Below are 17,687 nucleotides of genomic sequence, written 5' to 3'. Positions count from 1 at the left end.
CATGATCGGCTGGCCATAGCGCGCCATCAGCAGCTTCGGCGGGAAGGTGCCGTCGAAGGTCCACAGCGACTGGTGGTTCTGCACCGGCATGTTCGGGTGGATGCGGGGCAGGATGCCCTTGGTCGTACCGTCGAAGCCGGGGAGACCCGTGGTGTTGAAGTACAGGCCGCCAGGGCCGAACTCGCCGACGCTGTAGTGGTGCAGTTGCTTGTTGTCACGCAGGCCGCCGTTGCTGCGAGCGCCCGCCTGCGCGGTCTTGTAGAAAGACTGCGGGAAGAACTCGTTCCAGCGCTGGTGGGCCCAGCCTTCTCCCGGGGGACGGCCTTCGGCCGGCGGGCTGCTCAGGAAGCGGCCGAGGAACAGTTCCACGTCCGATTGCCACGGGTTGCTCAGGAGCGTGTTGGACTCGCGCGTCGGGAAGGGCGAAATGCCGCTCTGAGCCAGGAAAGAGTCGAGGGCCAGGCTGGCGGGGCCGCTCGCCGAGACGCTGGTGGGGTCCTGCTCCGGGTTGGCACCCAGGCTCGGACGCGGGAAAGGCGAAGTTCCGGCCTGCACGCTGGGATCCAGCTTCTCGGGACCGAATTCTTCGAACATCAGCAGCTTCTGGGTGAAGGGCTGCGCGCCGAACATGGGGCTGGGCAGCCCGTTCGTGGGATAGTTGAACGGGAACAGCGCGTCGCGCTGGATCACGTTCGCGGTGCCCACGTCCTTCTTCGCGGCAAAGACGCCGCCCGGCAGTTCCAGGGCTCCCTCGTTGGCCTCGGGCAGCGTCAGCAGATTCAGCAGCGCCGGCCTGGGATCCGCCGGCTGGTCCGTCTCGGCAGACGGGTCAGTGGCCGCAGGTGGGCCGAAGGGGTCGAGCGCCGCTTGCGCGGTGAACGTGACCGAACCCATGGCGGCTACGCAGACCGCCGTCAGAACAAATCTGGTGACGGGTCGAACCCCGCCTCCGCTCTTGCCGGTGAATGGCTTCATGAAAGCTCCTCAGTTGGAATATTTCGTTGCGAGCAACGATCTGGACTGCCCCTGCACAGGCAAAAACGCATCAAGCGTGCCAGCGCATGGAAACGAGGATTTCCGTTCCGCGGCTTAAGTTACCTTTGGTTCTAACGCGGAGTTGCGCGGCCTAGGGCGCAGGCACCCACCGGATCCGGGGGAAAATCCCCCCCGCGTGGGGGACGGTGGAGGGGGCCTTGCCCCGCCTGACGGGAGGCTGATGCGCAGCTACTTGCCATCCATGCTTGTGCGGGCCGCTTGTCGGAACCCACGGCGTTCCGGGCAACGGCGACTTAAGGAAGCAGCAAAAGTTGGACTGGAGTCCCCCAATTTGCGCGCTGCCGTAGCGGCGCGCTGCGAGGGAAGAGGCCGCCCGGGCGGCGGGCGCCGGGGGTGCGCTCGCAGGATCTGCGAGGCCACTGCAGGTTAGGTCAGCGGGCGGCTGCACCCGCAGGTGCGAAGGTGCTCGCGGTGGCGGCACCAAGGTGCTGAATCTGTAAGGAGGGGTGTCCGTCGCGATGGGTTTGTACAAACCCATCGCGTGGGCAGCCGCCCACGCGCGACTGCGAAAGCCTTTGCGTTCAGGCTCAAGTCAGGCTGGCACGACGGCGAGCAACAACAGCGTCCAGATCCCGGCGGATACCGCACCACCGACCCAGAAGCTGCGGCTGGCCAGCATGCCGGGTCCGGCAGGCTCGAAGTCGTACTCGTCCGGACCACAGGGCAACCGGGATGGATTCATGGCAGTCTCCTCCGCGCTCGTTGACGGCGCTGTGCCGTCATTCTGCGGATGGTGCCCTGCGGCGTGCACACCTTCGTCGCAAGTTGGCACGATCGCGCCTGCAGTTCGGCACCGTGGTGCCGCGAAAAAGCTGTGCGGAACTCACCTAAAGGCCTGCTGGGGCCTTGTGATAGGCTCTCCCACGTAGTAACCCGTCAAGGTGTACCGGCATGGAAGTGCTCGCGCGGAAAGTCTCGGCTTCGGCAAAACGGTGGGAGCTCCTGAGCGACTTCGACCTGGCCGAGGAACTGGCGCAGCGGGCCGAGCACGAGGATCGTTGGGCCGAGCTATGCAAGTGGGGCGCCGTCGCCGTCGGCGTGCTGTGCCTCACCTCGCTGACGGCCGCGTTGATCCTGACCTACCTGGAACACGTCTAGGAAGGGGGCCGGCGGCGCCGATTGCTGCACGCCCTCCACGAAGGCGGTGTCGCCTTCACGCCGCCAGCGCCTGGCGCAGGCGGTCGCGCGTCAGCGGCAACTGCCGCACGCGCACCCCGGTCGCGTCCGCCACCGCATTCGCCAGCGCCGCCGACATCGGTCCCTGGGCCGCCTCGCCCGTCCCCAGGAAGGGCTGGCCGGGCCGTGGCACGATGTGCACTTCGACGCTTTGCGGCACGCGCGGAAAGCGCAGGATCGGATAGCCCGCCCAGTCGCGTGACAGCACCCGTGTGGTGTCGAAGCGCACTTCCTCGGAGAGCGTCCAGCTGGTCGACTGCACGATGCCGCCCTCCATCTGGTTGCGCACGCCGTCGGGGCTGGCGACCTCGCCGCTGTCCACGGCCGCCACCACGCGCAGCACGGAGAGTTCGCCGGTGTCGCGCCGCACCTCCACTTCACAGGCGATCGCGCAATAGGCGGCCAGGTTCTTGTAGCGTGCAAAGGCGAAGCCGCGGCCGCGACCCGGCTGCCGGTGCCAGCCGTCCCAGCCGAACCTGGCCGCCGCGACGCGGATCACTTCCTGTGCCCGGGCATCCTGCAGGTGCTTCAGGCGGAAAGCGACCGGGTCCGCTGCCGCGGCGCGCGCCACCTCGTCCATGAAGCTCTCGATGGAGAACACATTCATGTAAGCGCCCAGCGAGCGCAGCGCCGACACCCGCAGCGGCATGCCCGGGATGAAGTGATGCAGCACCTGCAGGTTGGGAATCGCGTACAGCGGAATCGAATTGCGGTCGCCCGCGCCTTCGGGCTGTTGCCCGGGTTTCGGCGGCGAAGGCGGGAAGGCCCGGGCCACGTGCTGGCCGGCGAGCAGGTCGCCGGCCTTGCCCGGGCGCTGGTTGTGCGTGTTGCTCCAGACCTCGAAGCGCCAGGAGGTGATGGTGCCGGAAGCATCCAGCGCCGCCTGCAGGCCGGTGACCATGGGCGGGCCGTAGGGCTCCCACATGTGCTCGTCCTCGCGCATCCACTGCACGCGCACCGGCCGGCCGGGCAGCGCCTGCGCCAGCAGCGCGGCATCCCCCGCGACGTCGTCGGCCGCGTTGTGGCCGTAGCAGCCGGAGCCCTCGACGTGGATGCAGCGCACCTTGTCGTCGCCCTGGCCCAGCAGCTCCGCCAGCGCCTTGCGCAGCGGGAAGACGCCCTGGCTGTGGGTCCAGACCGTGGTCGTGCCGTCCTGCACTTGCGCGACGGCGCAGGAGGGACCGATGGATCCGTGCAACTGGTAAGGCCGCACGTAGCCGGCCGAGACGTTCTTGACGCCGGCAGCGATGCCGTTGCCCTGCTCGGTGACGACGACGTCTTGCCGCGGCCAGGACAGCACCTCGAGATAGAGCCGGTTCTGCTGCGGCAGGGTGGGCCGTTCGTCCCATTGGGCAGCCGCGGCCAGGGCGCGCACGCCGTGACGGCCTGCCATTCGCGTTGCGCGATCACGGCCACGAAGCGGCCGTCGCGCACCACCTTCAGCACGCCCGGAAGCTTCTCGATGGCGGCGGTGTCCAGGTTGCGCAGCTGCGCGCCTGGGCTGGGCGGCCGCAGCACGCGGGCATGCGCCATCCCTGGCAGGCGCAGGTCCTGCACAAACGCGACGCCCCCGGTGACCTTGGCCGGGATGTCCAGCCGCGGCAGGTTGCGGCCCATGACGGTGAACTGCGCTGTCGGGCGCAGCACGCTTTGCGGCTGTGCCTGCACGTGCAGCACGTTGCCGGCGACCAGTTCGCCATAGCCGACGCTGCGGCCGTCCGCCGTCTTGAGGGTGCCGTCGCGCACCTGCAGCTGCTCGGGGGCGACGCCCAGGCGCTGTGCGGCCAAGCCCGCGAGGATCACTCGCACCTGGGCCGCGGCATTGCGGATGGCAGTGCCGCTGTCCTGCATGGAGTGGCTGCCGGCGGTGTAGCCCTCGTCGGCGGTGCGCGAAGTGTCCGCGGTGACGATCGTCAGCCGCGCCGGGTCGACCACCAGTTCCTCGGCGGCGACCTGCACCAGGGCCGTCTTGATGCCTTGGCCCAGTTCGGCCTTGCCGGTGAAGACGGTGACCCGGCCATCGGCGCCGACCTGGATCCAGCCGTCGAGGAAGGGCAGCTTGGAGAGACTGCCGGGCAGCGCGGGCGCGCCGTCGCCCGCGCCCGCGGCCGGTGCGGCGGGGGCGGCCCAACCGCTGGGTCGCAGGCCGAAGGCGACCACCAGCGCGCCACCGCCGGCCAGCACGGAACGCCGGGTGAGGAGGGCGCTCATGTCGCGTGCCCCGTGGTGCCCGCTGCAGCCGACTGCCAGCCCTTGGCCGCCCTGTGCACCGCCCGCAGGATGCGCATGTGGGTGCCGCAGCGGCACAGGTTGATCGCCATGTGCTCGCGGATCTCGGCATCGCTGGGCGAGGAATTGCGCTCCAGCAGCGCCTGCGCTCGCATGACCATCCCGGCGATGCAATAGCCGCACTGCGCCGCCTGTTCGTCCATGAAGGCGCGCTGCAAAACGCCGGGCTTGTCGACCGTGCCCAGCCCTTCGATGGTCTTCACCGGCCGGTTGCCCACGGCCGACAGCGGCGTGAGGCAGGACAGCACCGCGGCGCCGCCCACCATCACCGTGCAGGCGCCGCACTGGCCCAGGCCGCAGCCGAACTTGGCGCCGTTCATTTGCAGGTCGTCGCGCAGCACGTACAGCAGCGGTGTTGCCGGGTCGGCGTCGACGGCCTGCGTGTGGCCGTTCACTTGGAGGTTGGTGCTCATGGTGTGGGCGGACGGGTGTCCTGCAGGGCGCGCGCGAGATCGGTCCAGGGCGGCTCCCCGGTCGCCTCGCGGCGCAGCCAGTCGGCCAGGGTGGCGAGTTGCTCCTCGTTCAGCGTGCCTTCGAACGGCGGCATCCAGCGGCCGGGGCGGCCGGCCACCGGCTGGATGCCCTGGCGCACGATGTGCAGCAGGTTGCGCGGATCCGGCATGTAGAGTGCCACCGCCAGCGGCAGCCGCAACGCACTGTTGGAGGAGAGCCCGCGGCCCGCGTCGTGGCAGGCCGCGCAGTTGTCGGCATAGAGCCGCGCGCCGGGGGAGCCGTCCTGGTGCAGCGGTCCTTGCGCCCGCTGGCGCGCCGCCGCCTCGCGCGTCTGCCGCTCGGGCGAGGGCGGGCCCATGGCACCGGTGATGTACGTGGCGATCGCGTGCACGTCGGCCGGATCGACCTCGGACTGGCTGCGCACCACGTCCTGCATCGGACCGGCCGTCATCGCATGGCCGGGGACCAGGCCGGTGCGCAGGTAAGCCGCGAGCGCTTCGGTGCTCCACGGCAGCGGCGATTCGGACTGCCCGTTCAGGGCGGACGCATGCCAGCCCTCGGCCTCGCCGCCGGCCAGGAAGCGATCGTGCTGCTCGGCGCCCAGGCGGTTACGCGGCGAGTGGCAGGCGGAACAATGCGCCAGCGCCTCGACCAGGTAGGCGCCTCGGCCGGCCTCGCCGGAAGCGGTCTGCGTGCGCGGTCCTTGCTGCAGGAAAAGCAGGTTCCATCCCGCCAGCAACGGACGGAACTGCAGCGGAAACGTCAGCCGGTTGGCGGGCGCGACCGCGTGCACCGGCGTGCGCGTCATGAGATAGGCATAGAGCGCGTGGATGTCGCCGTCGGCCAGCCGCGTGAAGTGGTCGTAGGGGAACGCCGGGTAGAGCAGGTGGCCGTCGCGCGATACGCCTTCGCGCAGCGCGCGCATGAAGGCCGCCTCGCTCCAGCCGCCGATGCCGGTCTCGCCATCAGGCGTGATGTTGGTGGCGAACACGGTGCCGAAGGGCGTGGGCAGGCCGCGGCCGCCGGCAAAGGCGGCGCCGTCGCCGGTCGTATGGCAGCTCACGCAGTTGCCCATGGCTGCCAGCCGCGCGCCGCGGTGCACCGTTGCCGCGTCAAAAGAGGCGGTGGCGGGCGTGGCGACGCGCGCGATCGGCGCCCGCCAGGCGAATGCGAAGGCAGCGAGGGCCAGCACCAGCAGCACGGCCAGCGTGGAACGCAGGCCTCGTCTACGCGGCCTGGAAGAGATGGCCAAAGGGGGGCTCCTCGGTTCGTCTTGTCGAGGCGCAGGAGCTTAGCCTGCAAAGGCGCCGTCGGGCGGCAGTGCAACCGGAGGTAAGCAAATCTGCACTCGGTCCAGCTGCCGCGGGAGCTCCGGCCGGGCATGGAACTGGGTGTCATTGCGGGCTTGACCCCGCAACCCACGACGGCGTGCACAGGCGCTGCGTGGATCCCGGGTCAAGCCCGGGATGACATCCATATCGGGATTACCTGAAGTCTTTCAGCGCCCGCTCCTTCACCTTGCCCCCCTCCACCACGCCGACCTGCGTGTCCGCCAGCGAGCCGCCGCGCGCGTCCACGCCGTTCATGCCGTTCGGGTTGTGAGCCGGGGGCAGCTGCTTCATCGCCTTGTCGAGGTTGACGCGGATGGCGGCCGCATCGGTCACGCTGCCGGCCAGCTTCATCGCCAGGGCCGTGGCGTGGATCGCCGTGTAGTTCAGCGAGACTTCCGAGCTGGGAATGCGGCCCGGGTAGATCTTCTGGAAGCGCTGCACGAAGGCCTTGGAATCCGGCGCGGGATCGTCCATCAGCGGCAGCACGCCGATCGAGCCTTCCAGCGGCGCATAGCCGCCCACCACTTTGGCCATCTCGTCCATCTTGGCCTGGTCGAGGATCACGAAGCCGCCCTTGAAGCCCAGTTCGCGCGCCTGCTTGGCAACCAGACCGGTCGGCTCGGACGCGCCGCCGATGAACAGCACGTCGGGCTTGGCGGCCAGCACCTTGCTCACGCCGCTGTAGAAGTCGGCGGACTTGTTATAGGACATCGGGTTCTCGGCGACGACCTTGCCCCCCGCCGCTTCCCAGGCCGGCTTGAAGATCGCCGTCCATGCCTTTGCATAGTCGTGGTCGCCGTTGGCGATGGCCAGGTTCTTGCCGAACTTGCCCATCGAGTACTTGATGAAGGGCTGCACGTAGGCCGTGAACTCCGGCGGGATGCGCAGCGTCAGCTTGTTGCCGCGCGCGGTCACCTGCGGCACGCTGGTGTACGACAGCAGCAGGTATTTCTGCGCCTCGTTGTTGGTCTGCAGGGCGAAGCTGCCGCCCGAATGCGGCACCAGGATCGCCGGCGTCTTGTACTCCTGCACCAGGCGCTGCGCGTTGATCGCCGTCTCGCTCGGGTTGTACTTGTCGTCGAGGGCGACGATCTCCAGCTTGACCTTCTTGCCCGCGACCTCAAGCCCTTCGGCGTTGATCTCGTTGACGGCCATCTGCATGCCATCGAGCACGTTCTTGCCGTACAGGGCGGCGCCGCCCGAAAGCGGGCCCGAGTAGCCGATCTTCACCACTTCCTGGGCGAACGCGGGTGCGCTCGCGGCGAATGCCAGTGCGGCCGCGCCGGCGATGCGTTTGAGTTGCGAGGGGAAAGCCATGGTTGTCTCCTTGGACTGCTGGTAAAAAAGCTCAGGCACCGATGTAGGCCTTGCGGACCTTCTCGTTGCCCAGAAGGCTGTCGCGGTCGCCTTCCAGCACGATGCGACCGCCCTCGATGACGTAGGCGCGGCCGGCGATCTTCAGGGCGGCATAGGCGTTCTGTTCGGCCAGCAGCACCGTGGTGCCGCTCTTGTTGATGCGCTGGATGACGTCGAACATCTGCTTGACCACCAGGGGCGCCAGGCCCAGCGAGGGCTCGTCGAGCAACAGCGCCTGCGGCCGTCCCATGAGCGCGCGGCCGATGGCCACCATCTGCTGCTGTCCGCCCGAGAGCGCGCCGGCGGTCTGCTCGCGCCGCTCGTGCAGGATGGGGAACAGTTCGAAGACTTCCTGCAGCTTCTTCTGGTTGCCCGCGCGATCGCGGCGATGCACGTAGGCGCCGAGCATCAGGTTCTTGAGCACCGTCATCTGCGCAAAGAGCTTGCGCCCTTCGGGGCACAGCACGACCCCGCGCTGCACCACGTCCGAGGGCTTCATGCCCACCAGCTCCTGGTTGCGAAAGCGAATGGAGCCGCCGGTGGCCTTGCGCAGTCCGCTGGCGGTGAGAAAGATCGTGCTCTTGCCCGCGCCGTTGGCCCCGAGCAGCACGACCAGTTCGCCCTCCCTGGCCTGCAGGCTGATGCCGTCCAGGGCGCGAAAGCTGCCGTAGTGCTGCGAGACGTTCTCAAACGTCAGCATGCTCGCTCCCAAGATAGGCGTCGATCACCGCCGGGTCGCGGCGGATTTCCGCCGGCGTGCCCTCGGCGATCTTCTCGCCGTAATTGAGCACCATGATCTTGTCGGCCAGGCTCATGATCATGTTCATCTTGTGCTCGATCAGGCACACCGTGATGCCGTGGCGCACGAACTTGCGAATGAGGTCGGCCAGGCCCACGGTCTCTTCCGGATTGACGCCGCCCGCGGGTTCGTCGAGCAGCACCAGCTTCGGGTCGGTCGCCAGCGCCAGCGCCAAGGCGACGCGCTTGCGCTCCTCCTGCGAGATGTCGCCGGCCAGCCGATGCGCCACCGGCGAGAGGCCGACGAAGTCCAGCGCTTCGCGGGCCTTCTCGCGGCAGGTGCGTTCCTCTGCGCGCAGGCGACTGGAGTTGAACAACACGTCCACCAGGCCCGAGCGCGTGCGCAGCCGGTGGCCCACGATCAGGTTGTCCAGCACCGTCGCCATGTCGAACAGGGTGGTCGCCTGGAAGGTGCGCGAGATGCCCAGGGCCGCGACCTGGTCGGCTCGCAAGCCGGTGATCTCCCGGCCGTCGTAGACGATCTGGCCCGAGCTCGGCGCGATCGTGCCGCCCACCAGGTTGAAGAAGGTGGTTTTTCCGGCGCCGTTGGGGCCGATGATGGCGTTGACCTTGCCCCGCTCTATGGTGGTGGTGACCGCGTTGACGGCGGCCAGGCCGCCAAAGCGTTTGCTGACGTCGCGGATCTCAAGCACGGCTGGCTCCCGGTGCCGCAGCGCCCGCGGGCTCCGGCGTGGGCTGCGCGGGCGGCGCGGCGGCATGACGGCGTGCGCGCCACCCCAGCCAGCTGCCGACGATGCCGTGCGGCACGAAGATCACGAGCGCGATCAGGATCGGCCCGAAGACGATGAAGCGGTACTCCTGCAGGAACTGCAGGTACTGCGTGAGCCAGGGCACGGCGACGGCGCCGAGCAGCGGCCCGAGCAGCGTGCCCAGTCCGCCCACCAGCATGTACATGGTCATGTCGAAGCTGTGGTCCACGCTGGCCAGCCCCGGGCCGAGGAAGCGCACGAAGCCGGCATAGAGGCCGCCCGCCAGCCCGGCGTAGAACACCGAGAGCATGAAGGCCAGCAGCTTGTTGCGCATCAGCGGGATGCCCAGGGCCTCGGCCAGCGCCTCGCCGTTGCGGATCGCGACGAAGGTGCGTCCCAGCAGCGAGTTGACGATGCGGTGCATCACGAACATTCCGAGCGCGAGAAAGAAGAACACCAGGTAATACAGGGCGCGCGGCGAGTCGAAGGAGAGCGGGCCGATCGCTGCCGGCGCGGGGATGCCGATGATGCCGACGGTGCCGTGCGTGAGGCTTTCCCACTTCTCGATCACCAGGTACATGATGTAGCCCACGCACAGCGTGAAGATCGAGAAGTAGTGGCCCTTCAGGCGCAGCGACACCAGCCCGACGAAGAAGCCAAGGGCCGTCGCCACCACGCCCGAAAGCGCGAAGGCGATCCAGAAGGGCACGTGATGGTCCACCGTGAGGATGCCCACCGTGTACGCACCCACCGCCATGAAGCCGCTGTGCGCCAGGTTGAACTGGCCCGTGTAGCCGGTGATCAGGTTCAGCCCGATCGTGGCCAGCGCGAAGATGTAGGCGGTGGACATCACCGTCAGGTGATAGTCGTTCTTCGCCAGGAAGGGAAAGGCGAGGCCGAGCACGAACAGCAGCAGCCAGCCCGGCTTGCCGGTGAGATACCGCATCAGTGCGCCCCCTTGAACAGCCCCTGCGGCCGCAGCGACAGGATGCCCACCAGCAGCGCGAAGGCGATGATGTCCTTGTAGTCGGTCGAAAGATAGAAGGCGCCGAAGCTCTCGGCAAAGCCGATGATCAGGCCGCCGACGATGGCGCCCGGCACGCTGCCCATCCCGCCCAGGATGATGATCACGAAAGCCTTGGTGATCACCAGGTCGCCCATGGCGGGATACACCAGGTTGATCGGCGCATAGAGCGTGGCGGCCACCGCGGCCAGCACGCCCGAGATGGCGAACGTGAGCATCGACACCTTGTTGGCATCGATGCCCACCAGCGAAGCGCCCTCGCGGTTCTGCGCCATCGCGATGATGGTCGAGCCCGTCACGGTGCGCGTGAGGAACAGGTGCAGCACCACCATCAGTCCGAACGCGGCGCCCACGATCAGCAGGCGCTGCACCGGCGCCGTCACGCCACCGAACTCGAGGATGCCGGTGTAGGGCGTCGTCATGCGCTGGAAGTCGGCGCCCCAGATCGCCTGCGCGCTCGCTTCCAGGAACAGCAGCAGGCCGATCGCCGCGATCATGGGATGCAGGCCGCTGCTGTGGCGCAAGGGATGGAACACCAGCCGCTCCGCCAGCGTGGCGAGGGCGGCCACGCACGCCGCCGAGCCCAGCATCGCCAGCCAGTAGTTGAGGCCCCACTCCGCCATCAGGTGGAAAGACACGAAGGCGCCCGCCATGTAAAAGGCACCATGCGCGAAGTTCGGCACCTGCAGGATGCCGTAGACCAGCGTGAGCCCGAGCGCGACCAGGCTGTAGATCCCGCCGAGCGTCAGCCCGTTGAGCACTTGCTGAAGGAAGAGTTCCATGAAGCGGGGTTGGGCGGCACCAGGCAAAGCCATCGAATGTAGGCAGGCGCGCAGGCAGCGTCAGTCGCGCCGGGGACGCGCAGGGCCCGGATGGCCACGATCCAAGGGAAACCCCGTAGACGAAGCCGTCTGCGGCTGCCGATCGCGCATCTTCGCGCAGAATTTCTGCTTTAGCACCTACGTGTTCGCCGCCGCGAGGGCAATCGTGTTTGTGCGGACACCCGGCGGGGACCGGCTGATGTACTTTGCCACTCCTGCGCAGCCGGTCCACGGGCCGGTTCCGTCCAGGGCAATGCAAGAAGGGCACTTCGTGCGGAAGAAGAATGGAATGCGATGGGGCCTGGCTGCATTGCTCGCTTGCAGCTTGCCGGCCTTCGCGCTGACCGAAGCCGAGATGGCCACCGCCTGCTACGAGCGGGTGAAGCCGCTGCGCCTGAACCCGCAGACCGGGCTGGCGCGCGTGCACACCAACAGGTACGGCGAGGGGCTGGACGCTTATTACGTGACCGAGGTGCGCTTCACGGCCTACCTGCTTACCAGCACCTACTACGCCCGCTGCCGCTTCGGTGCCGACGGGCGCCTGCAGCAGGACGACTACCAGGACTTCCTGAAGTCGCAGGAGCAGGTACGCCGCGAGGCCGCGGAGCGCGCGCGCATCACCGCCCATTAGGGCCTGAACCGGCCCTACGCCCGCGTTTGACAGCCCGGCGGCGGTGAAATACGCTGGGCCGATGCCGGCACCGAATTCTCCCGTCGCCAGCGGCTCCTTTCCCTCGGCCGCCGCGGAGGCGGCACGCTATGCGCTGCTGCGGCGGCTGGCGCCGTCGATGCGCCATCACCTGGTGGTCAACCTGCAGCCGATCGGGATGATCTACGAGGTGATGGAGCGCCGGCTGCGCGCGGCCACGCCGGATCTGGCGAACGTGCAGGACAGCGCCGGCAAGATCAACGGCTTCGCCAAGGCGGCGCTGCAGTCGTGCATCGACGTGGTCGGTTGGCTGGCGCAGGACGACGCGGCGACCACGCCGGTGCCCGAGGCGCTGCGCGAATGCACGCTGCTGCTGGCGACCAGCCTGAGCTTTCGCGGCTACGCGCTGCGCAACGAGACCACGCCGTTGGCAGGACTGGTGCGCCGCAGCGCGATGCGCAACCTGCTGACCGGTGCGCTGGTGCATTGCACCGATCACTGGCCCGGGCCGGCGGACCTGGTCCTCACCGCGCAGGCGCAGGACGACGGGGTCTCGATCACCATCACGCTGCGGCCGACGCATGCGGACAAGGGCTTCACCGCGGAAGCCAATTACCGCAAGATCGAATGGGCCGACCTGCAAGCGATTGCCGCCAGCGAGGGCGCGGGCATCTCCCGCGAGGGGCAGGCGGTGCACCTGCGCTTTCCCTGGTGCCCGCCCGCGGCCTGAACGTCAGCGCGGTTCGAAGCCCAGCTTCTTCATTGCCTCATCGAGCGTCGCCCGACTGGCCTCGTAGTCGTCCCACGGCGCATTGCCCTGGTCGAGGCGGCTGTGGACCGTGGCGACCGTCCAGTGGGCGCCGCTCTTGAGCGCGGGCAGTTCGTCCCAGCGCACCGGCACCGAGATGCCCAGGCCAGGCCGCGCGCGCGCCGACCAGGCGCAGGCGGTCGTCGCGCCGTAGCCGTTGCGCAGGTAGTCGATGAAGATGCGGCCGACCCGATTGCTCCCGCCGCTCTTGGCGACGAAGCGATCCGGCAGCATGCGCGACAGGTGCTGCACCACGGCCTGGGAGAAGGACTTCACCGTGTCCCAGTCCAGCGCCGGCTTCAGCGGCACCACCAGGTGCAGGCCCTTGCCGCCGCTGGTCTTGAGGAACACCGGCAACTGCAATTCCTCGAGCAGCGCGCGCACCAGGGTGGCGGCCTCCTGGATATGCGGCCAGGTGACTCCCTCGCCCGGGTCGATGTCGAAGGTCATGCGGTCGGGACGATCAATCGTGCGGACCACCCCGTTCCAGGTGTGAATCTCCACCACGTTCATCTGCGCGGCCGACAGCAGGCCGTCGGCGCTTTCCATCTTCACCATGGGCGGATGCCCCGGAAAGATCGCGGGATCCAGGGGCACCACGCCGGTCATCTTGTAGCGGTCCAGGTGCTTCTGGAAGAATAACTGGCCCTCGACGCCGTCGGGCGCCCGCACCATCGCGATGGGCCGGTCCTCGAGGTGGACCATCATCGCGGGCGCGACCAGTGCGTAGTAGCGCACCAGCTCGATCTTGCTGATACCGCTCTGCGGGTCGATCACGCGCTCGGGATTGCTGATGCGCAGCGTGGGCGGCAGCGTGCTGGCCGCCCGGGGTGCAGGTGCGACCGGAGCGGCGGCCGGCGGCGCGGCCTTGCGCGGCTTGGCCCTGGCAGGGCGGTCGGGCGGTGCTTCATGCAGCACCGGCTCCTGGCCCACCGCATCGGCCGGCTTGTCGCTGCGCAGCCCGTGGAACACCGAGTGGCGGACCTTGCCGTCGCGCGTCCATTCGCCGAACGAGACCTCGCACACCAGTTGCGGCTGCACCCAGTGCGCGTCGCGCGGAATGCCGGTGCCGGTCGCAAAGGGCTTCTTGCTCGCCGGCAGCGCATCGAGCTGCCGCCGCAACTCGCGCAGCGCCTGCTCGTTGAAGCCGGTGCCGACGTTGCCGGCATAGCGCAGCGTGCCGTCGCCCTCGTGCACGCCCAGCAGCAACGAGCCGATGCCGGTGCGCGAGCCTTTCGGGTCGGTCCAGCCGCCGATCACGAATTCCTGGCGCAGCTTGCATTTGAGCTTGATCCAGTCGCTGGAACGGCGGCATACATAGGCCGAGTCGCGCCGCTTGGCGATCACGCCTTCGAGGCCGAGACGGCAGGCCGATTCCAGCATCGCCTGCGGCGCGACGTCGAACACCGCGCTGAAGCGCACATTGGCATGCGGCTGCCGTTCGACGATGCGCTGCAGCACGGCGCGCCGCTCCACCAGCGGCACGTCGCGCAGGTCCTGGCCGGCGCAATAGGGCAGGTCGAACAGGTAGTAGACGATCTGCTCGGTGCGCTGGCTGTCGAAGGCGCCCTGCAGCGCCTGGAAATCCGCCGGCACGTCGACGCCCGGCATGATGATCTCGCCGTCATACCAGCCGTCGGGCAGGTCCATGCTGCGCAGTGCTTTCAGCAAGCCGGGGAGGCGGCTCGTCCAGTCGTTGCCGTTGCGCGTGAGCAGCTGGATCGCGCCGCCCTCGACGCGCGCCAGCATGCGGTAGCCGTCGAACTTGATCTCGAAGATCCAGTCCTGCGGGTCGCCCGGGGCCTCGTCGACCAGCACGGCAAGCTCGGGCTGCAGGGTGGCGGGCAGGGCGGCGCGGCGCGCACCGGCGGGCGGGCCGACGGCGGGAGTCGTTGCAGCCGCAACGATCGCCTGTGCCTGGGCCGGTGCGGCCGCCGCAGGACGATCCTGCAGCGCCTGCACCGAATCGGGCATCTCGTCGACCAGGCTGTATTCGCTGGCAGGGCGCGCGAACGCGTCACGCTCCTTGATCAGGAGCCAGGGATCCTCGCGGCCGTTGCCGCGGCCCTTCATGCGCACCAGCGCCCAGTGGCCATGCAGCTTGTGCCCGCGCAATTCGAATTTGAGCTTGCCATCGCGGAAGCCCTTGTGCGGGTCTTCCAGCGGAATCCACGTGCCCTTGTCCCAGATGATCACCTTGCCCGCACCGTAGTTGCCGGCGGGGATGGTGCCTTCGAACCGGTTGTACGCGATGGGATGGTCCTCGGTGGGCATCGCCATGCGCTTGTCGTTGGGGTCGTAGCTGGGGCCCTTGGGCACGGCCCAGCTTTTCATCGTGCCTTCCAGCTCCAGCCGGAAGTCGTAGTGCAGCCGCGTGGCCCAGTGCTTCTGGATCACGAAGCTGCGGTCGCCCTCGTTCGCCTCGCCGCCTTCCGCCGGCTCCGGCGTGGCGTCGAAGTTGCGTTTGTCGCGGTATTTCTGAAGTGCGCTCTTGTCGGTCATGCAGCGAGGACGAGGGGGCGCAGACCCCCTCGTCTGGTGCGTTATACCCGGGCCTGGTCGCGCAGCATCTTGATCTCGTCGTGGTTGCGCTGCACGCCCTGCATCTGGCGCTCCACCACCTGGCGCACATCCGAGGGCAGGTTCTTCTGCAGCGCCTTGGTGTAGCGGGCCTTGGCGTTGTCTTCGCCGCGCTCGCACTCCTCCAGCACCGCCTTGTCGTCATAGGTGGTCATCTTGGACTTGATCGACACCCAGCCGCGGTGCATGGCGCCCATCGCGCTGCCGCCATCTTCGACCGTGCCGCCGTACTGGCTGATGCACTCGTTCAGTTCCTGCGCGCCACGGCGGCAGTCTTCGGCACGCTGCATGAACTTCGACTTCAGGTCGGGGCGCGTGGCCTGCTCGGCGCACTCGCGGAAGCCGTACTCGCCGTCCTTGCAGCATTCGACCAGGTCCTTCAGCACGTCGACCACGTCGCCGCGATCCCCATCGTTGTTGCCAGCCGTCTGCATCGCGCCCACTGCGCCCGCCACACCCGTGGCCGCCGCCATGCCATTGGCGCCACCGGTGGCGGCCATGTTGGTGCTCGAGGGGCTGTAGTTGCGGTATTGCTCGTCGGCACGGCGCCAGGCCGCTTGCGACGCTGGGCTGGCGCGCTGCCAGTCGAGGCTGGAGCTGCTGCGGTTGCCCTGCCACTCGGAGGCGAGGCGCGGCTCCACGTTGTCCCACGGGTCCGGGGAGCGCTCGCGGCCCGACAGGCCCAGGCGATACGCCGGCCCGTAGTCGTCGAAGCTGCGGCCCTGCTCGTAATAAGGCTCCTTGTTGTAGTTCTCCCGCCAGAAGGCTTCTTCGGCGGTGGGGTTGACGGCTTCGCCGGCGGCCTTGCCGGCCAGGCCGCCGACCACCGCGCCCACGACGCCGCCGACCGCTGCGCCGACGGGGCCTGCGATCGAGCCGGCAGCCGCACCGGCAACAGCACCGCCGGTCGCGCCGACTCCGGTGCCGATCGGGTGCGCGCCGGGTTCGTCGGTGATCGGGTCCCGGTTGAGGTTGTCCTGTTCTTCGCGTTCTTCAGCAGCCATGTTGCGTGCTCCTTGTAGGTTCATGGAAAGGTCTGCCTTGATCTTGGGACGGTGACCCAGCGGCCACGAGGTCCAAATGCCCACATCGAATGTAGGAAACGTCGGGCGGGCCGTGCGCGCCCGCTGCTGGCTGAGCGCGCGCACAGGCAATCACTGTGCCGTCCTACAAGCCCGCAGGCGCGGCTGCAGCACTCTGTCCTGAAGGGTGATGCCCATGAAATATTCATTGAGAAAAACGCCGTCCCATCTGCACCTCACGTACAAGTACGGCGAGGCCAACGGGGGCTTGCTCGGACGCAACCTGGTGCTCGAAGTGGAGGGCAACCAGCTCACGCTGGAGGTCGACCTCTCGGCCAACCTGCTGGCGCGCAACAAGCAGTCGCCCTGGTACCTGGATGCGATCGACCTGGCTGCCAACCACCACAAGCTCAAGTCGCTGCAGTGCCCCGACAACCTGGTTCGCACGCGGCTGATCCGGGCCTGGGAGGGCATAGAGAACCCCAAGCTGCGCATGCGGCTGGTGCTCAATCCGCGCGGCCGCTACGTGTTCGACGTGTCGCCGCACTCGCTGTTCATGGGCGGCATCCAGCTCGACGTCCAGGCCTTCCTGGAAGAAGAGTCCGAAATCACAGTGGCACCCAATTCCGAGGCCGAGACCACGCCCATGGGCGAGGCCGAGGCCGACCCCTACAGGAAGAACGCATGACCCGCTCCACCAACCTTGCCCGCTGGCTCGCTGGGGCCGGCGCCGCCTGCCTGCTGTCGCTGGGCGCCGTCGCCGCGCACGCGGACGCCGGCAGCCTCCATGGCAAGTACAACGACCTCCGGGAAGAGTTGCGCAGCAACTCCTATGGGCGCCAGATGCACATCGACTCCAGCCAGACCAGCAACTCGCTGCAAGGCGACATCTACGCCGTGCTGGATCACCCGTACGACCAGGTGAAGCAGGCCATGACGGACCCGAACGCATGGTGCGACATCATGCTCTTGCCCTTCAACACCAAGGCCTGCCGCGCGAGCGGCAATCGCCTCTCGGTGCGCATCGGCCGCAAGTACAACCAGCCGGTGGCCGATGCGTATCCCATCGACTTCAGCTTCAACAACGTGAGCTCCGGCGCCGACTTCCTGGAAACGCGGCTGAACGCAGGCCAGGGCCCCTTCGGCACGCGCGACTATCACATCGACGTGGAGGCGATTCCCCTCGACGGCGGCCGCACCTTCATGCACATGAGTTACGCGTACGGCTTCGGCGGCGCCGGCCGCTTCGCCATGCAGGCCTACCTGGCCACCGCGGGCGCAAGCAAGGTGGGCTTCACCACGGATGGCGTGCGCGGCGCGGTGGAGCGCAACGCGATGCGCTATTACCTGGCGATCGATTCTTACCTGAACACGATGGACGCCCCGCCGGCACAGCGCGTGGAGCGCCGCATCGAGAACTGGTTCTCCGCCACGGAGCGCTATCCCAGGCAGCTGCATGAGATGGACCGCGACACGTACGTGCAGATGAAGCGGGCGGAATACGAGCGGCCGCAGACCGCGTCGTCGCAGTAATCAAGGGGGCGTGAGCTGCAAGGATGTCTCCCGGGCTTCACCCGGGATCCATGCGGCCTGTTGTCAAGCCCGCAATGAAAT

Annotated in this window: 16 protein-coding genes and 2 pseudogenes; 5 read left to right on the top strand and 13 right to left on the bottom strand. The window is 68.2% G+C overall.

The window, feature by feature from the left end:
* Together JWP60_RS05665 and JWP60_RS05660 are read right to left on the bottom strand one after the other, a co-directional pair.
* Positions 1 to 975: pseudogene (locus JWP60_RS05665) on the bottom strand (copper oxidase); the annotation flags it as partial.
* A 613-nt stretch (positions 976 to 1,588) separates the two neighbouring features.
* The gene (locus JWP60_RS05660; protein WP_299787555.1) at positions 1,589 to 1,738 is read right to left on the bottom strand and encodes a hypothetical protein; all 150 of its coding nucleotides are present in this window, start codon (positions 1,736 to 1,738) and stop codon (positions 1,589 to 1,591) included.
* Between the two features lie 209 nt (positions 1,739 to 1,947).
* Between JWP60_RS05660 and JWP60_RS05655 the strand changes: the two genes are divergently transcribed.
* Positions 1,948 to 2,154, top strand: a complete 207-nt coding sequence (locus JWP60_RS05655) for a hypothetical protein (RefSeq protein WP_299787552.1) — start codon at positions 1,948 to 1,950, stop codon at positions 2,152 to 2,154.
* A 55-nt stretch (positions 2,155 to 2,209) separates the two neighbouring features.
* Here JWP60_RS05655 and JWP60_RS26745 read toward each other — a convergent pair whose 3' ends face one another.
* The 9 genes and pseudogenes from JWP60_RS26745 to JWP60_RS05615 form a co-directional block, all read right to left on the bottom strand.
* Positions 2,210 to 3,625 carry a molybdopterin cofactor-binding domain-containing protein gene (locus tag JWP60_RS26745; protein WP_363320828.1) on the bottom strand — a complete coding sequence of 472 codons (1,416 nt, stop codon included), beginning with the start codon at positions 3,623 to 3,625 and terminating at the stop codon, positions 2,210 to 2,212.
* 344 nt (positions 3,626 to 3,969) lie between these two features.
* Positions 3,970 to 4,443, bottom strand: a pseudogene (locus tag JWP60_RS26740) (molybdopterin cofactor-binding domain-containing protein); the annotation flags it as partial.
* Complete coding sequence (locus tag JWP60_RS05645; protein WP_299787550.1) at positions 4,440 to 4,934, bottom strand: (2Fe-2S)-binding protein; 495 nt, start codon at positions 4,932 to 4,934, stop codon at positions 4,440 to 4,442. The pseudogene JWP60_RS26740 and the gene JWP60_RS05645, both read right to left, overlap by 4 nt.
* Positions 4,931 to 6,226: a c-type cytochrome gene (locus tag JWP60_RS05640; protein WP_299787547.1), complete on the bottom strand. Its 1,296-nt coding sequence runs from the start codon at positions 6,224 to 6,226 to the stop codon at positions 4,931 to 4,933. The genes JWP60_RS05645 and JWP60_RS05640 overlap by 4 nt, the downstream gene beginning before the upstream one ends.
* A 232-nt stretch (positions 6,227 to 6,458) precedes the next feature.
* On the bottom strand, positions 6,459 to 7,622 hold the full coding sequence (locus JWP60_RS05635) for an ABC transporter substrate-binding protein (RefSeq protein WP_299787544.1): 1,164 nt from the start codon (positions 7,620 to 7,622) through the stop codon (positions 6,459 to 6,461).
* A 31-nt stretch (positions 7,623 to 7,653) separates the two neighbouring features.
* The gene (locus JWP60_RS05630; protein ID WP_299787541.1) at positions 7,654 to 8,361 is read right to left on the bottom strand and encodes an ABC transporter ATP-binding protein; all 708 of its coding nucleotides are present in this window, start codon (positions 8,359 to 8,361) and stop codon (positions 7,654 to 7,656) included.
* Entirely contained in the window at positions 8,348 to 9,112 is a 765-nt protein-coding gene (locus JWP60_RS05625; protein ID WP_299787538.1) for an ABC transporter ATP-binding protein, read from the bottom strand. Before JWP60_RS05625 ends, JWP60_RS05630 begins: the two co-directional genes overlap by 14 nt.
* Positions 9,105 to 10,115: a branched-chain amino acid ABC transporter permease gene (locus JWP60_RS05620; RefSeq protein ID WP_299787535.1), complete on the bottom strand. Its 1,011-nt coding sequence runs from the start codon at positions 10,113 to 10,115 to the stop codon at positions 9,105 to 9,107. Before JWP60_RS05620 ends, JWP60_RS05625 begins: the two co-directional genes overlap by 8 nt.
* On the bottom strand, positions 10,115 to 10,975 hold the full coding sequence (locus JWP60_RS05615) for a branched-chain amino acid ABC transporter permease (RefSeq protein ID WP_299787533.1): 861 nt from the start codon (positions 10,973 to 10,975) through the stop codon (positions 10,115 to 10,117). Before JWP60_RS05615 ends, JWP60_RS05620 begins: the two co-directional genes overlap by 1 nt.
* A gap of 328 nt (positions 10,976 to 11,303) precedes the next feature.
* Between JWP60_RS05615 and JWP60_RS05610 the strand changes: the two genes are divergently transcribed.
* Together JWP60_RS05610 and JWP60_RS05605 are read left to right on the top strand one after the other, a co-directional pair.
* Positions 11,304 to 11,645, top strand: a complete 342-nt coding sequence (locus tag JWP60_RS05610; protein WP_299787530.1) for a hypothetical protein — start codon at positions 11,304 to 11,306, stop codon at positions 11,643 to 11,645.
* A gap of 61 nt (positions 11,646 to 11,706) precedes the next feature.
* Complete coding sequence (locus tag JWP60_RS05605; RefSeq protein WP_299787527.1) at positions 11,707 to 12,393, top strand: hypothetical protein; 687 nt, start codon at positions 11,707 to 11,709, stop codon at positions 12,391 to 12,393.
* 3 nt (positions 12,394 to 12,396) lie between these two features.
* On the opposite strand, the gene ligD is transcribed toward JWP60_RS05605, so the two are convergent.
* On the bottom strand, positions 12,397 to 14,973 hold the full coding sequence (gene ligD / locus JWP60_RS05600; RefSeq protein ID WP_299787524.1) for a DNA ligase D: 2,577 nt from the start codon (positions 14,971 to 14,973) through the stop codon (positions 12,397 to 12,399).
* Positions 14,974 to 15,014: 41 nt separating this feature from the next.
* On the bottom strand, positions 15,015 to 16,055 hold the full coding sequence (locus JWP60_RS05595; RefSeq protein WP_299787521.1) for a PA2169 family four-helix-bundle protein: 1,041 nt from the start codon (positions 16,053 to 16,055) through the stop codon (positions 15,015 to 15,017).
* A 214-nt stretch (positions 16,056 to 16,269) separates the two neighbouring features.
* Between JWP60_RS05595 and JWP60_RS05590 the strand changes: the two genes are divergently transcribed.
* Both JWP60_RS05590 and JWP60_RS05585 read left to right on the top strand, forming a co-directional pair.
* The gene (locus JWP60_RS05590; protein ID WP_299787518.1) at positions 16,270 to 16,761 is read left to right on the top strand and encodes a hypothetical protein; all 492 of its coding nucleotides are present in this window, start codon (positions 16,270 to 16,272) and stop codon (positions 16,759 to 16,761) included.
* A complete protein-coding gene (locus tag JWP60_RS05585) occupies positions 16,758 to 17,606 on the top strand; it encodes a hypothetical protein (RefSeq protein WP_299787516.1) in 849 nt (282 codons plus the stop codon). The genes JWP60_RS05590 and JWP60_RS05585 overlap by 4 nt, the downstream gene beginning before the upstream one ends.
* The last annotated feature ends 81 nt before the right edge of the window (positions 17,607 to 17,687 follow it).

This window comes from Ramlibacter sp. (assembly GCF_028291745.1).
Classification (GTDB): domain Bacteria; phylum Pseudomonadota; class Gammaproteobacteria; order Burkholderiales; family Burkholderiaceae_C; genus Ramlibacter.
This window is presented reverse-complemented; position numbering and strand designations above follow the sequence as displayed.